This is a genomic window from Kitasatospora sp. NPDC048286 (assembly GCF_043201735.1).
In the GTDB taxonomy this organism is placed as follows: domain Bacteria; phylum Actinomycetota; class Actinomycetes; order Streptomycetales; family Streptomycetaceae; genus Kitasatospora.
Genome location: NZ_JBICZE010000015.1, coordinates 198,985 through 213,186 on the forward strand (window position 1 = coordinate 198,985; position 14,202 = coordinate 213,186).

13 protein-coding genes are annotated in these 14,202 nt (G+C 74.7%); 7 read left to right on the forward strand and 6 right to left on the reverse strand.

Annotated features, from left to right (window positions below; genetic code table 11):
* The first annotated feature begins 72 nt into the window (after positions 1-72).
* The 4 genes from ACGF13_RS31835 (at position 73) to ACGF13_RS31850 (ending at position 5,247) form a co-directional block, all read left to right on the forward strand.
* The gene (locus ACGF13_RS31835; RefSeq protein WP_392881836.1) at positions 73-2,478 is read left to right on the forward strand and encodes a glycoside hydrolase family 65 protein; all 2,406 of its coding nucleotides are present in this window, start codon (positions 73-75) and stop codon (positions 2,476-2,478) included.
* Between the two features lie 135 nt (positions 2,479-2,613).
* On the forward strand, positions 2,614-4,326 hold the full coding sequence (locus ACGF13_RS31840; protein WP_392881932.1) for a pyruvate dehydrogenase: 1,713 nt from the start codon (positions 2,614-2,616) through the stop codon (positions 4,324-4,326).
* Positions 4,327-4,402: 76 nt separating this feature from the next.
* On the forward strand, positions 4,403-5,038 hold the full coding sequence (locus ACGF13_RS31845; protein ID WP_392881838.1) for a helix-turn-helix domain-containing protein: 636 nt from the start codon (positions 4,403-4,405) through the stop codon (positions 5,036-5,038).
* A 32-nt stretch (positions 5,039-5,070) separates the two neighbouring features.
* Positions 5,071-5,247: a DUF6126 family protein gene (locus tag ACGF13_RS31850; RefSeq protein ID WP_392881840.1), complete on the forward strand. Its 177-nt coding sequence runs from the start codon at positions 5,071-5,073 to the stop codon at positions 5,245-5,247.
* Positions 5,248-5,383: 136 nt separating this feature from the next.
* On the opposite strand, the gene ACGF13_RS31855 is transcribed toward ACGF13_RS31850, so the two are convergent.
* On the reverse strand, positions 5,384-6,826 hold the full coding sequence (locus ACGF13_RS31855; RefSeq protein ID WP_392881843.1) for a PLP-dependent aminotransferase family protein: 1,443 nt from the start codon (positions 6,824-6,826) through the stop codon (positions 5,384-5,386).
* Positions 6,827-6,987: 161 nt separating this feature from the next.
* Here ACGF13_RS31855 and ACGF13_RS31860 point away from each other — a divergent pair, with 161 nt between their 5' ends.
* Positions 6,988-7,698 carry an alpha/beta fold hydrolase gene (locus ACGF13_RS31860; RefSeq protein WP_392881846.1) on the forward strand — a complete coding sequence of 237 codons (711 nt, stop codon included), beginning with the start codon at positions 6,988-6,990 and terminating at the stop codon, positions 7,696-7,698.
* Here ACGF13_RS31860 and ACGF13_RS31865 read toward each other — a convergent pair.
* The 3 genes from ACGF13_RS31865 to ACGF13_RS31875 all read right to left on the reverse strand — a co-directional run bounded on the left by ACGF13_RS31865 (position 7,683) and on the right by ACGF13_RS31875 (position 9,808).
* The gene (locus tag ACGF13_RS31865) at positions 7,683-8,600 is read right to left on the reverse strand and encodes an undecaprenyl-diphosphate phosphatase (RefSeq protein WP_392881848.1); all 918 of its coding nucleotides are present in this window, start codon (positions 8,598-8,600) and stop codon (positions 7,683-7,685) included. The genes ACGF13_RS31860 and ACGF13_RS31865 overlap by 16 nt on opposite strands.
* 98 nt (positions 8,601-8,698) lie before the next feature.
* A complete protein-coding gene (locus tag ACGF13_RS31870; RefSeq protein ID WP_392881850.1) occupies positions 8,699-8,917 on the reverse strand; it encodes a hypothetical protein in 219 nt (72 codons plus the stop codon).
* Between the two features lie 108 nt (positions 8,918-9,025).
* On the reverse strand, positions 9,026-9,808 hold the full coding sequence (locus ACGF13_RS31875; RefSeq protein ID WP_392881852.1) for an NRDE family protein: 783 nt from the start codon (positions 9,806-9,808) through the stop codon (positions 9,026-9,028).
* Between the two features lie 141 nt (positions 9,809-9,949).
* Between ACGF13_RS31875 and ACGF13_RS31880 the strand changes: the two genes are divergently transcribed.
* Together ACGF13_RS31880 and ACGF13_RS31885 are read left to right on the forward strand one after the other, a co-directional pair.
* Positions 9,950-10,450 (forward strand): carboxymuconolactone decarboxylase family protein, encoded by a 501-nt coding sequence (locus tag ACGF13_RS31880; RefSeq protein WP_392881855.1) that lies wholly within the window; start codon positions 9,950-9,952, stop codon positions 10,448-10,450.
* On the forward strand, positions 10,447-11,271 hold the full coding sequence (locus ACGF13_RS31885) for an isocitrate lyase/phosphoenolpyruvate mutase family protein (protein WP_392881858.1): 825 nt from the start codon (positions 10,447-10,449) through the stop codon (positions 11,269-11,271). The genes ACGF13_RS31880 and ACGF13_RS31885 overlap by 4 nt, the downstream gene beginning before the upstream one ends.
* Before the next feature lie 131 nt (positions 11,272-11,402).
* Here ACGF13_RS31885 and ACGF13_RS31890 read toward each other — a convergent pair whose 3' ends face one another.
* Together ACGF13_RS31890 and ACGF13_RS31895 are read right to left on the reverse strand one after the other, a co-directional pair.
* Positions 11,403-11,663, reverse strand: a complete 261-nt coding sequence (locus ACGF13_RS31890) for a hypothetical protein (RefSeq protein WP_392881861.1) — start codon at positions 11,661-11,663, stop codon at positions 11,403-11,405.
* A gap of 43 nt (positions 11,664-11,706) precedes the next feature.
* On the reverse strand, positions 11,707-12,924 hold the full coding sequence (locus ACGF13_RS31895; protein WP_392881862.1) for a cytochrome P450: 1,218 nt from the start codon (positions 12,922-12,924) through the stop codon (positions 11,707-11,709).
* Positions 12,925-14,202 lie beyond the last annotated feature (1,278 nt).

A 14,202-nucleotide genomic window follows, 5' to 3' on the forward strand; every position in this document is an offset into this window, starting at 1 on the left:
GGCTGGGGGAGAGAGAGCCATCAAGAGGTGCGTGTGGGCGAATGCCCCTGCCGAGCGCAGCGAGGTGGGCGCGTGAGCCCGGAGGCCAACTTCACGATCGATCCCTGGCAGATCACCGAACAGGGCCTGGACCTGGCCTCGATGGCCCGCGCCGAGTCCGTCTTCGCGCTCTCCAACGGGCACATCGGCCTGCGCGCCAACCTGGACGAGGGCGAGCCGCACGGTCTGCCAGGCACCTACCTCAACGGCGTCTTCGAACTGCGCCCGCTGCCGTACGGCGAGGGCGGCTACGGCTACCCGGAGTCCAGCCAGAGCGTCATCAACGTGACCAACGGCAAGATCATCCGGCTGCTGGTGGACGACGAGCCCTTCGACCTGCGCTACGGCGAACTGATCAGCCACAAACGCTGGTTGGACTTCCGGGAGGGCCTGCTGCACCGCGAGGCCGAGTGGACCTCCCCGGCCGGGCGGACGATCAGGGTGCGCTCCTCCCGGCTGGTCTCGCTCACCCAGCGGGCCGTCGCCGCCGTCGAGTACAGCGTCGAGGCGGTGGACGGCCCGGTGCGGATCGTGCTCCAGTCCGAGCTGGTCGCCAACGAGCAGCTGCCCGGCGGCCCCGAGGGGGACCCACGGGCCGCCGCCGTGCTGGAGGCGCCGCTGCAACCCGAGGCGCACCACGCCAGCGCCACCAAGGCCGTCCTGGTGCACCGCACCCGCTACAGCGGCATCCGGGTCGCGGCCGGGATGGACCACGTCATCGAGGGCCCGGAGAAGTCCGACACCGTCGCCGAGGCCGAGGCCGACCACTGCCGGATCAGCGTCACCACCGTGCTCGAGCCAGGACAGCGGCTGCGGCTGGCCAAGTTCATCTCCTACGGCTGGTCCGGCACCCGCTCGCTGCCCGCCCTCCGGGACCAGGTGGAGGCGGCCCTGACCGCCGCCCGGTACACCGGCTGGGACGGGCTGGTCGCCGAACAGGCCGAGTTCCTCAAGGAGTTCTGGGAGACCAGCGACATCGAGATCGAGGGCGACGTCGAACTCCAGCAGGCCGTCCGGTTCGCCGTCTTCCACGTCCTGCAGGCCGGCGCCCGCAGCGAGGAGCGGGCCATCCCGGCCAAGGGGCTGACCGGCCCCGGCTACGACGGGCACAGCTTCTGGGACACCGAGACCTTCGTCCTGCCGGTGCTCACCTACTGCCTGCCCGCCGCCGTCAACCAGGCCCTGCGCTGGCGGCACACCACCCTGCCGCTGGCCCGTGAGCGGGCGATCCAACTCGGCCTGTCCGGCGCGGTGTTCCCGTGGCGGACGATCCGCGGCGAGGAGTGCTCCGGGTACTGGCCGGCCGGCACCGCGGCCTTCCACATCGGCGCCGACATCGCCGCCGCCGTCGCCCGTTACGTCCGGGCCACCGGGGACGCGGAGTTCGAGCGCGAGTACGGGCTCGAACTGCTCGTCGAGACCGCCCGGATGTGGCGCTCGCTCGGCCACCACGACGTGGCCGGGAGGTTCCGCATCGAGGGCGTCACCGGCCCCGACGAGTACAGCGCCGTCGCGGACAACAACGTCTTCACCAACCTGATGGCGCAGAGCAACCTGCGCGCCGCCGCCGAGGCCGCCGTCCGCCACTCGCACGAGGCGGCCCTGCTCGGCGTGGACACCGAGGAGACCGCCGCCTGGCGCGACGCGGCCGCCGCGATGTACATCCCGTACGACGAGGACCGCGGCGTCCATCCGCAGGCCGACGGCTTCACCCACCACCAGGTCTGGGACTTCGAGCACACCCCGCCGGAGAACTACCCGCTGCTGCTGCACTACCCGTACTTCGACCTGTACCGCAAGCAGGTGGTCAAGCAGGCCGACCTGGTGCTCGCCATGCAGGTCCGCGGCGACGCCTTCACCGACGAGCAGAAGGCCCGCAACTTCGCCTACTACGAGCGGCTGACCGTCCGGGACTCCTCGCTCTCCGCCTGCACCCAGGCGGTCATCGCCGCCGAGGTCGGCCAGCTCGACCTCGCCTACGACTACACCGCCGAAGCCGCCCTGATGGACCTGCACGACCTCGGCGGCAACACCCGCGACGGCCTGCACATGGCCTCGCTCGCCGGGGCCTGCATCGCCCTGGTGGCCGGCTTCGGCGGACTGCGCGACCACAACGACACGCTCTCGTTCCGGCCCCGGCTGCCCTCCGGGCTGATGCGGCTGAGCTTCTCGCTGCTGGTGCGCGGCCACCTGCTCGGCATCGAGATCACCCACGAGCGGACGACGTACACCCTGCGCCGCGGCGAGGTCCTCCACCTGCGGCACGACGGCGAGGCGGTGCAGGTCAAGACCGGCGCCCCGGTCACCGTGCCGACCACCGTCCCGCCCGCCCAGGAGCGGGTCGCCCAGCCCCCGGGCCGGGAACCCGCCCGCCGCCAGCCCCAGGCCGGCCTCGTGGTGGGCAAACTCGGCCAACAGGACCACCTGGCGGCCGAGTAGCCCGCGCCCCGGCCGTCCCTTCCACCCCGTCACTCCTTCGGCCCGCCCCGGCTGCGCCCCCGACCTCCCCGGCGGAGGGTGCAGGTGTCCCGTGGCGACCGAAGGAGTGCAGCCGTGCCCAGCGTGGCCGAACAGATGGTGGAGGTGCTCCGGCAGGCCGGGGTGGAGCGGGTCTACGGGGTCGTCGGCGACAGCCTCAACCCCGTGGTGGACGCGATCCGCCGGGCCGACGGCATCGGCTGGGTGCACGTGCGCAACGAGGAGGCCGGCGCCTTCGCGGCCGCCGCCGAGGCCGAGCTCTCCGGCCGGCTCGCGGTCTGCGCCGGCTCCTGCGGCCCCGGCAACACCCACCTCGTCCAGGGCCTCTACGACGCCCAGCGCAGCGGCCTGCCCGTGCTGGCGCTCGCCTCGCACATCCCGTCCGGGCAGATCGGCACCGGCTTCTTCCAGGAGACCCACCCCGAGCGGGTGTTCACCGACTGCAGCACCTGGTGCGAGATGCTCTCCACCCCCGCCCAGCTGCCCCGCCTGCTGCGGGTCGCCATCCAGCACGCGCTCGGCTCGCACGGCGTCTCGGTGCTCTCCTTCCCCGGGGACGTCGCCGCGCTCCCCGCCGCCGCGCCCACCGGCACCAGCCACTTCCTCACCGAGCAGGCCGTCGCCGCGCCGCCCTGGTCCCAGGTGCAGGAACTGGCCCGGCTGCTCAACGCGGCCCGCAAGGTGGTCCTGTTCTGCGGCGCCGGGGTGCGCGACGCGCACACCGAGGTGACGGCGGCCGCGCAGGCCCTGAACGCGCCGATCGGCCACTCCCTGCGCGGCAAGGAGTGGATCCAGTTCGACAACCCGTACGACGTCGGCATGAGCGGCCTGCTCGGCTACGGGGCCTGCCACGAGGCGCTGCACTCCGCCGACCTGGTGGTGCTGCTCGGCACCGACTTCCCGTACGACTCCTTCCTGCCGCAGGCGCACACCGTCCAGGTCGACCACGACGCCACCCGGCTCGGCCGCCGCACCGCCCTCGACCTGGCCGTCCACGGCGACGTGGCCGCCACCCTGCGGGCCGTGCTGCCGCTGCTGGACGCCAAGTCCGACCGGGCCTTCCTGGACGGGATGCTGCGCAAGCACGTCCGGGCGCTGGAGGGCGTGATCGGGGCGTACACCCGGGACATCGAGAAGCATCTGCCGATCCACCCCGAGTACGTCGCCTCGGTGCTCGACGAGGTGGCCGCCGAGGACGCCGTGTTCACCGTGGACACCGGCATGAACAACGTCTGGGCCGCCCGCTACCTCCAGCCCAACGGCCGCCGCCGGGTGATCGGCTCCTTCCTGCACGGCTCGATGGCCAACGCCCTCCCGCACGCGATCGGCGCCCAGCTCGCCTGCCCCGGGCGGCAGGTGGTCGCGATGGCGGGCGACGGCGGGATCGGCATGCTGCTCGGCGAGCTGCTCACGGTGGCCAAGCACCGGCTGCCGGTGAAGACGGTGGTCTTCAACAACGGGGCGCTCGGCATGATCAAGCTGGAGATGCTGGTCTCCGGCTACCTGGAGTCCGAGATCGACAACGGGGACGTGGACTACGCCGGGATCGCCCGGGCGATGGGCATCCAGGCCAAGCGGGTCACCGAGCCGGCCCGGGTCCGGGAGGCGCTGGTGGAGGCGCTGGAACGGCCGGGCCCCGCCCTGGTGGACGTGGTCACCGACCCCAACGCGCTGTCCATCCCGCCGCACATCACCGCCGCCCAGCTGAAGGGCTTCGCGCTGGCGGCGAGCAGGACGGTGCTCTCGGGCGGCGTCGGGCGCATGATCGACCTGGCGCGGAGCAACCTGCGGAACATCCCGCGGCCGTGAGCGCGGGGCCGCCGGGACGGTTTGCCTCTGGGGCAAATTTCTTGCCCGTGCGGCACGGCGGGTGTCCACTGGACACATGACCAGCAGCTCCACCGGTGCCGCCGCCACGGGCGAACAGCTCGACGACCAGGAGGTCGCCGGCCTCGCCGCCCGCCTTCGTGAGCACCGGCTCAGCAGCCGGCTCACCCTGGAGGTGGCCGCCGGGAGGGTCGGACTCTCCCCAGCCTATCTGTCCCGGCTGGAGACCGGCCGTCGGCAGCCCTCGCTGCCCGTCCTCCTCGGCCTCGCCCGCGCGTACGGGACCTCGGTCTCCGGCCTGCTCGGCGAGACGCTGGCGGAGCCCGACCCGATCGTCCGCGGCGGCGCCATCGAGCCCGGCCGGGCCGGAGGCTGGGGCTACCGCCGGGCCGGCGCCCCCGGCCGCGCCATGCAGGCCCTGCGGGTGCACGTCCCGCCGGGCGTGCAGGACACCGTGGTCCGGGTCCACCCCGGCGAGGAGTGGCTGTACGTCCTCAAGGGCGCGCTCCGGGTCACCCTCGGGGACCGCGTCCACCACCTCGCGGTGGGCGACTCGGCCCACTACGACTCGCTGACCCCGCACTGCATCGCCGCGGAGTCGGACAGCGGCGTCGAACTGCTCTTCGTCCACACCCTGCTGCAGAGCCCCGGCGGCGAACTCTGCCTCGGCGGCGGTCCCGCCGCCCTGCACTGACCCGCCGTCAGAACACCCCGGAGGAGATCACCATGGCCGATCCCACCACCACCGCCGCCCCCGACACCGCCGCCGGCCCGAAGACCATGGACGCCGGCAAGTGGGCCAACAAGCGGATCTACCTCCGCCTGCTGATCTACACCGCCGGCGGCCACCTCTTCGCCGGCTTCATCATCCTCCTGTTCGAACTCGGCAGCCGCAACAAGTAGTTCCGCCCCCTACGTCCGCCCGCCCCCACCCCCGAGGGAGGCGGGCGGACCGCCGTTCCCGAGCCGGCCCCCGAGGGAGGCGGGCGGACCGCCGTTCCCGGGCCGGCCCCGCCGACCGACCCCGGCGGCGTCCCCCCTACGCCCCGCGCAGCAGCTCGCAGAGGGCCCGGACCGCCGCCGGGAAGGCGTGCTCCGGCGGGGTGCCGTAGCCGATGACCAGGGCGGGTGGGGCCTCGGTGGCGGACGGGGTGGCGCGGTGCCAGGTGAGGCCGTTGAGGGAGAGGCCGGCCTGCCGGGCGCGGGCGAGGAGTTCGGGTTCGGGGGTGGAGCCGGGCGGCAGCTGGAGGACGGCGTGCAGGCCGGCCGCGATGCCGGTGACCCGGACGTGCGGGGCGTGTTCGGCGAGCGCCGCGACCAGGTGGTCGCGTCGGCGCCGGTAGTGCAGCCGGCAGCGCCGCACGTGGCGGTCGTACGTGCCGGAGGTGATCAGCTCCGCCAGCGTCAGCTGGTCCAGCACCGGGGACATCGTGTCGGCCAGCGCCTTCAGCCGGGCGACCGGTTCGACCAGCGCGTCCGGCAGGGCCAGCCAGGCGATGCGCAGGCCCGGCGCGAGGCTCTTGGCGGTCGTCCCGGCGTACACCACCCGCTCCGGGTCCAGCGCCTGCATCGCGCCGAGCGGCTGCCGGTCGTAGCGGAACTCGCCGTCGTAGTCGTCCTCGATGACGTACCGGTCCTGCTCCCGCGCCCACCGCACCGCCTCCGCCCGCCGGTCGGCGGACAGTGCCGCGCCGGTGGGGTACTGGTGGGCGGGGGTGAGCAGGGCGGCGCCGGCCCGGGCGTCGAGCCGGTCGACCAGGGCGCCGTCCCGGTCCAACGGCACCGGGGCGGTGGTGAGTCCGGCGGCCCGGACGGTCGCGTGCTGCGGCGGCAGCCCGTACTCCTCGACGGCCAGCGTGCGGGCGCCGCGCTCCCGCAGGGCGGCGCAGAGCAGGGCGAGGCCCTGGGTGACGCCGGTGCAGACGAGCAGGTGGTCGGGGTCGGTGCGCACGCCGCGCACGCGGGCCAGGTAGTGGGTGAGTGCCTGCCGCAGTTCGATCCGGCCGAGCGGGCTGCCGTAGTCGAGGGCCTCGTGCGGTGCGGTGGCCAGGGCGCGGCGGGCGGCGGCGAGCCAGGCGGTGCGGGGGAAGAGCGAGAGGTCGGGCCGTCCGGACATCAGGTCGTGGCGGGCGGTGGGCCGTTGCTGTGCCGACCGGGTGGCGGGCCGCCGGCCGGGGGTCGGTTCGGGCACCGTCTGCCGGGCGACGGTGGTGCCGGAGCCCTGCCGGGAGCTGAGCCAGCCCTCCGCGGTGAGCTGTCCGTACGCCTCGACGACGGTGTTGCGGGCGATGCCGAGGTCCTCGCCGAGCGCCCGGGAGGACGGCAGCCGGGTGCCGGGGGCGAGCCGTCCGTCCTGGACGGCCTCGCGCAGCGCGTCCTCCAGGGCGGCCCGCAGTCCGGTACCGGCGGCCCGCCGTTCGGTGAGGTCCAGGTGCAGGTCGCCGCCGAAGGTGGTCCAGGAGGTGGTCCGGGAGGTGCTCACGGCCCCATTCTCGCCCGGCCGTCCGGAGGCCTCGGCATCACGGAGTCCGGGGCCGCCGTCGGGGCCACTCGACGGCCCGGGGCGGTCGTCACACTTCCTCCACGGGGTGTTTCCCGGTGCGTCCGGGGCCGCTGTCGCACCCGCGCGCTACCGTGCCGCCCATGGCGAACTATGTGCTGGTGGCGGGGGCCTGGCTCGGGGCCTGGGCGTGGGACGGGGTCGTGGCGGAGCTGCGTGCGGCCGGGCACGGAGCGTACCCGCTGACGCTCTCCGGGCTCGCCGAGAGGCGCGGCACGCCCGCCGGGCAGCAGGCGCACGTGGCGGACGTCGTCGCCGAGGTGGAGCGGCTGGACCTGCGCGACGTGGTGCTGGTCGGGCACAGCTACTCGGGCATCCCGGTGGGCCAGGCCGCCGAACGGATCGGAGACCGGCTGGCCGGGCTGGTCCTGGTGGACGCCAACGTGCCGGTGGCGGGGGAGTCCTTCGCCGACCAGATGCCGGAGCCGGCCGCGCTGCGGGCGGACCTCGCCGCGCACGGGGGCTGGTGGCCGCCGCTGCCGCCGGCCGAGTTCGCCGGGCAGGGGCTGACGGTCGGGCAGATCAACCGGATGGCCGCCGGGGCGACCCCGCACCCGGGCCCTTCGTTGACCGAACCCGCCGTCCTGGCGGGCCCGTTGAGCGCGCTCCCGACGGTGTACGTGAAGTGCCTGCTGGACTGGCCGGAGCCGCCGCCGGTGGCCGCCGAGCTGATCGCGGCGGGCCACTGGCGGCTGGTGGAACTGGACACCGGGCACTGGCCGATGTTCTCCCGTCCGGCCGAACTCGCGCGGATCCTGGCCGGGGCCGGGAGCCGGGCTCAGAGCGACAGGTAGACCGCGCTGCCGACGCCCGCCACGAAGCAGTAGAGCGCGAACGGCGTCAGGCTGCGGGTCTCGAAGTACCTGGTGAGGAACCGCACCGAGACGTAGCCGGCCGCGAAGGCGGCGACGCTGCCCGCGAGGACCGGGCCGAGCACGCCGGAGTTCTCCGGCCTGAACAGCTCGGGCACCTTCAGCACCGAGGCGGCCAGGATGACCGGGGTGGCGAGCAGGAAGGAGAACCGGGCGGCGTCCTCGTGGTGCAGTCCGCGCAGGATGCCGGCGCTCATGGTGACGCCGGAGCGGCTGATGCCCGGGAACAGCGCGAGGATCTGCGCGGCGCCGATCCAGGCGCCCTGCCCGTAGCCCAGCCTGGTCAGCCGGTGGTCGGAGGCGATCGCCGGGTCCGCGCCCGGCTCGTCGGCGGGCGCCGCGTGCCCGGCCCGGCGGCGGCCGGTGCCGCCGCGCTTGAGCCGCTCGGCGCCGAGCAGCACGAGCCCGTTGAGGGCGAGGAAGACCGCGGCCGGGACGGGCTTGCCGAGCGCGTTGCGCAGCGCCTTCTCCAGCGCGAGGCCGGCCACGCCGACCGGGATGGTGGAGAGGACGAGCAGCCAGGCGAGCTTCTCGTTGCGGGTCTCCACCCGGCGGTGCCGGATCGAGCCGACCATCCCGTCGAAGACCCGCACCCAGTCCTTGCGGAAGTAGACCACCAGTGCGAGCGCGGTGGCCAGGTGCAGGGCGACCAGGGCGGCGAGGTACGAGGATCCCTCGGCGGTCATGTCGAGGTCGTGCTGGATCCTCCCGCCGACCAGGGCGGGCAACAGGATGCTGTGGCCGAGGCTGGAGACCGGGAAGAGTTCCGTCACGCCCTGGAGCAGGCCGACGCCTATCGCTTCCGGGTAGGTCAGGGTCGACATCGCGCACCTTCGCTCGGGGGTCGGTGGCCGGCCGGATCCGGGGCCCTCGCGAAGCTACTACGCGCATGTAGACGTTCGCCAACCCCGCCGTCGGAAGTTCACCGACCGTACGGCTGCGGGACACCGTGGCCGAGGTGTCCGAGCAACACCGCTGCCACGGTGGCCAGGACGGTGGCGGACGGGACGGCCCGGTGCGCCGCGTCGCCGAGCAGCACGACGGCGGTGACCGCGGCCGGTGTGCCCGCCAGCGGCAGGGCGACGGTGAGTACGGCGAGCAGGCGGCGGGGGCGGTGCGGGCGGCGGTCCGGACGGGTCACGGCGGGGCTCCTTCGGGCTCGACCCGCGCCACGATGCCGCCTACCGCGACGTCAGGTTCAAGTCCTTTTCTCCGCGGACGCGCGCCCTCGGCCCGCCACCATCCGCCGTCAGCCCGCCGCGACCCGCCGCCAGCCCGGCCCGTCCGCGCGCACCGGCGCGGCCGCGAAGTCGTAGCGCAGCAGGTCCGGTCCGAGCGCGAGCAGCGAGATCGACGAGGAGCCCCAGATCCGCCCGTTGCCGAAGTCCCGCCGCTGGATCAGCGCGGCGTCCGCGTCCGGCGCCAGCCCGTCCCCGGCGACGACCGGCAGCCAGCCGCCCCAGGCCGTCGCGGCCGGCCCGTCGGCGGTCGGCTCCGGCCGGGGCTCGGCGGTGAGGCGGGCGCGGAAGTGGGCGGCCCGCGCGGCCATCAGGGCGCGGATCCGCGCGGAGGTGGTCCGGCCGGCGGCCAGGCCCTCCAGCCCGTCGTTGAGCACCACGCTCAGGCCGGTCGGCAGTTCGCGCTCCTCCATCCGTCCGCCGTCCCAGCTGAACACCCGGGCGCCGTCGGCCCGGACCAGGACGAGGTGGAACGGGTCGTACGGGGTGAGGTCGAGGTGGCCGATCCCGTTCTCCCGCACGGCGGTGAGCGGCAGCCGGCCGCGGGTGCGACGGGCGTCGGCGGGGGCGAGCGGGCCGAAGCCGTTCAGCAGGCAGGCGGCGGTGCGCCGGTCGGGGTCGACGGCCAGCCAGGTGCCGCCGGCCGCGAGGTCCAGGCCGCCGAGCAGTTCGGGCCGGTCCGGCCAGTGGTGGTCCGGTGGCAGCCAGGCCCGGCCCAGGTACTCGTCCCGGACGGACAGCAGCAGCACCGGGACGGCTGCTTCCGGCTCGATGCTGACGAACGCCGTGCACACGGTCGTGCCCCCTGACCTCGTCCTGTCGGCGATCTCCTGCCAGCGATCCTCGCACGGCCGTTCGTACGCCGGAAGTGGCCCAAGGAACGGATGGCCGATCGCACCAGGACGGCGGGCCGCCGCGCTCCTAGGCTGGCGGCCATGACGACGAACGAGACGACGGACGAGACGACGCGTACGAACCAGGGCCCGGTGCCCGCCCCCGAGCAGCGGCTGGAGATGTTCAAGGTGGCCCCCGCCTACTACCAGGCGATGATCGCCGTGGAGCGGGCCTCCCGGCAGGGCCTCGACCCGCTGCTCGCCCACCTGGTCAAGGTGCACGCCTCGATGATCAACGGCTGCGCGTTCTGCATCGACATGCACTCCACCGAGGCCGAGAAGGTCGGCGAGCTGGACCACCGTCTGCTCTCCCTCCCGGCCTGGCGCGAGGCCCCGTGGTTCACCGCGCGCGAGCGCGCCGCCCTGGCCCTCACCGAGTCGATCACCCTGGTGGCCCAGACCCACGTGCCGGACGACGTCTACGCCGAGGCCGCCGCGCAGTTCGACGAGACCGAGCTGGCCCAGCTGATCGCGCTGATCGCCACGATCAACGTCTGGAACCGGCTCAGCCTCGCCACCCGCATGAGCCCGGCGGCGAAGTGAGCGCCGTCGATCGGAGCGTCCGGCGGGAGAAGGCCGGGCTGCTGCGCGAGCTGCACCGCCCGGGCGAGCCGCTGGTGCTGGCGAACGCCTGGGACGTGCCGAGCGCCCGGCTGGTGGCCGGCACCGGGGCGCGCGCGGTGGCGACGGCCAGCGCGAGCGTGTCCTGGTCGCTCGGCAGCGCGGACGGCGGCGGCGCGGACCGCGAGCAGGTGCTGGCCCGGACGGCCCAGATCGTCCGGGCGGTCGACCTGCCGGTCACCGCGGACCTGGAGGGCGGCTACGCGGACAGCGCCGCCGGGGTCGGCGAGACGGTCGCCGGGCTGCTCGCCACCGGCGCGGTCGGGGTGAACCTGGAGGACGAGGGCCGCCCGCTGGAGGAGGCCGCCGAACGGATCGCGGCCGCCCGGGCCGCGGCGGACGCGGCCGGTGTGCCGCTCTTCGTGAACGCGCGCACCGACGTGTTCCTGCGCGGGATCGGTGCCCCGGAGGGCCGGCTGGACGAGGCGGTCCGCCGGTTGCGGGCGTACGTCGCGGCGGGCGCGGACGGGGTGTTCGCCCCCGGGGTGTCCGACCCGGAGACCATCGCCGCCCTGGTCGGGGCCGTCCCGGCGCCGCTGAACGTGCTGGCCGGCCCCGGCGCCCCGGCGGTCGCCGAGCTGGCGAAGCTCGGGGTGGCCCGGATCAGCCTGGGCCCCGGCCTCGCCGAGGTGGCGTACGCGGCGGTCCGCCGGGCCGCCGAGGAGGTGTACCGGAGCGGCACGTTCACCGTGCTCGCCGAGGGGCTGAGCTACCCGGAGCTCAACCGGCTGTCCGCGGGCTGATCGCCGACCGCCGCGGGGGCTCGGCACCGTGGGCCGACGGAAGCGGGCCGACGGAAGCGGCCCGACGGCCGTGGGCGGCCGGCCGTTCGGGGGTCGGCCGGCCGCCCACGGGTCGAGCACCCGAGCGGCCGTCAGTTCAGGACGTGCCCGCTGAGCCCCGGGTGTTCCATCTGGTTGTCCCCGATCGCCTCGATCTCGTTGGCGGCCTTTCCGACCACCGGGAGCTTGCCGGCGGTCCTCAGGGCGAGGTCGGCCGGGGAGAGGGTGAGCCCGTCGGTGAGCCCGCCGGTGACGTCCGGCGAGGCGGCGGTCTGGGTCGTGGCGGAGGCCGCCGGGACGGCGAGGGCGAGGCCCGCCATGGTGAGGGCGGCCAGGGTGGCGAGTTTCTTCATGCCCTGCCGAACGACCCGGACCGCCCTCAGGTAACCGGCGGGATCAGACCGTCACCCACAGGGTGTGCACGCTGTTGCTGACGAACGAGGCGATCGGCTCGTCGGTCCTGCCCTCCGCCGGGGCCAGCCCCGGGAAGCGGGCGAACAGGTGCCGCAGCGCCGTCTCGGCCTCCAGGCGGGCGAGCCCGGAGCCGAGGCAGAAGTGCGGGCCGTGGCCGAGCGACAGGTGCCTGGCGGGCTGCCGGGTGAGGTCGAAGCGGTCCGCGTCCGGGTGGTGCCCGGAGTCCCGCCCGGCCGCCGCGTACGAGGCCAGCAGCGCCTCGCCGCGCCGGATCACCACGTCGCCGACCTCGATGTCCTCGATCGCGTAGCGCAGCGGGAACTGCCCGACCGGGGAGTCGTAGCGCAGCGTCTCCTCGACCACCGCCGACCACGGCTGCTCCCCGTCCAGGACGAGCCGCAGCTGGTCCGGGTGCGCGAGCAGGGCGCGGACGGCGTTGGTGATCAGGTTGAGCGTGGTCTCGTGCCCGGCGACCAGCATCAGCAGCAGGGTGCCGACCAGCTCGGCCTCGCTGAGGCGGTCGCCCTCCTCCCGGACGGCGATCAGGTCGGAGGTCAGGTCGTCGCCGGGCTCGGCCCGCTTGGCCGCCACGACCTTGGCCAGCAGCGCGTTCAGGCCCCGCTGCGCGGCGACGGCCGCCGCCGGGGTGGCCGAGCTGGAGACCATGGTGTCGGACAGCTCGTGCAGCTCGTCCTGCTGCTCCAGCGCGAGGCCGAGCAGCTCGCCGATCACCTGCATCGGCAGCGGGTAGGCGAAGTGCCGCCGCAGGTCGAACTCGCCCTCCAGCTTCGCGACCTCGTCCAGCAGCGCGATCGTCCGGGCCTCGACGGCGGGGGCCAGGTCGGCTATCCGGCGCGGGGTGAAGGCCTGGGAGACCAGTCCGCGCAGCCGCCGGTGGTCCTCGCCGTCGGCGGTGACCATGCCGGGGACGGTGACGAAGTTGAGCAGCGGCCAGCCCTCCGGCAGTCGTCCCTCCCGGAAGGTGTTCCAGAGCCGGGCGTCCTTGCCGACCCTGGGGTCGGCCAGCAGCGCCTGGAGGGTGTCGTGGTGGGTTACCGCCCAGACCACCACCCCGCCAGGGAGCTCCACCAGGACCGCGGGGCCGGCCGCGCGGAGCCGGGCGTTCTCGCCGTGCTGGTCGCGGCCGAAGGGGTCGAGCTTGACGGGCTCGGCGCGGGTTCCGTCGTCGGTGGTGTCCATGCGGGCCTCTCGGGGGCTGGCGGACGGGGTGGGGTGAAGGCGCTGTAGAGCACCGGAAGGGCGTTCAGGGCCCGCGCCCACGGGGACGGGCGCCAGGTCAGGTCGCCGGCCGGTACGGCCAGTTGGAGGTCGGGGAGGCGGTGCAGCAGGGTCTCGACGGCGGTCTCGACGATGATCCTGGCCGGCTGCTGGGCCGGGCAGACGTGCTTGCCCGCGCCCCAGGCGAGGTGGGCCCGGTTGCCGCCCAGCGAACCCTGCGCGGCGGCCGAGACGCCCTGTGCGGCCGGGTCGGCGTTGGCCGCGGCCAGGCCGAGCACGAGCAGGTCGCCGGCGCTGATGTACTGGCCGCCGAGGACGGTGTCGCCGGTGGCCCAGCGGCCGGGGAAGTTCTGCGTCGGCGGGTCGCGCCAGAGCACCTCCTCCAGCGCGTCGGAGACGGTCAGCCGCCCGCCGGTGAGGGTGGCCCGGAAGCGCCGGTCGGTGAGCAGCAGCCGCAGCGTGTTGCCGGTCCAGCCGATGGTGGTCTCGTTCCCGGCGACCATCATCACCACCAGGTGGTGCACCGCCTCCTCGTCGGTCAGCGCGGCCGGGTGGGCCAGCAGCCAGGAGGTGAGGTCGGCGCTGGGCTCGGCCCGGCGGCGGCGCACCAGGTCGACCAGGATCGCGTGGAACTCCTCGTTGGCGCGCACCGATTCGGCGCCGCTGTCGGAGATGTCGTTGATCAGCCGGATCAGGTGCGGACCGGCGTCGGTGGGCAGGCCGAGCAGCTGGGTGAAGACCAGCAGCGGCAGCCGGTTCGCGTACTGGGTGACCAGGTCGGCGGTGCCGTCCGGGCCCCAGCTGTCGATCAGCCCGTTGGCGGCGGCCTCGGTGGTGCCGCGCAGTTGCCGGTGGTCGATCTGGGCGAGGGTGTCGGCGACGGCGGTGCGCAGCCGCTGGTGCTCGGCGCCGTCCAGGTTGAGCACGGTGGGGCGCCAGGAGGTCATCGGCTGGAGCCGGGAGTCGGGGGCCAGTCGGCCCTCGGCGGGCACCCGCCAGCGCCGCGAGTCCTTGGAGAACAGCGCCTCGTTGCGGGTGAGTTCGAGCAGCTCGGGGTAGCCGAGGACGAGCCAGGCCTCGACCCCGGGCTCCAGCTCGATCGGCGCGACCGGCCCGTAGCGCTCGCGCAGCCGGGCGTACAGGCCGTGCGGGTCCTCGGCGAGGGCCGGGCCGTACAGCGGGGTCAGCGGCACGCCCACGGGCAGCCCGCCGGGCAGGCTGCCGCCGTGGGCGACGGGG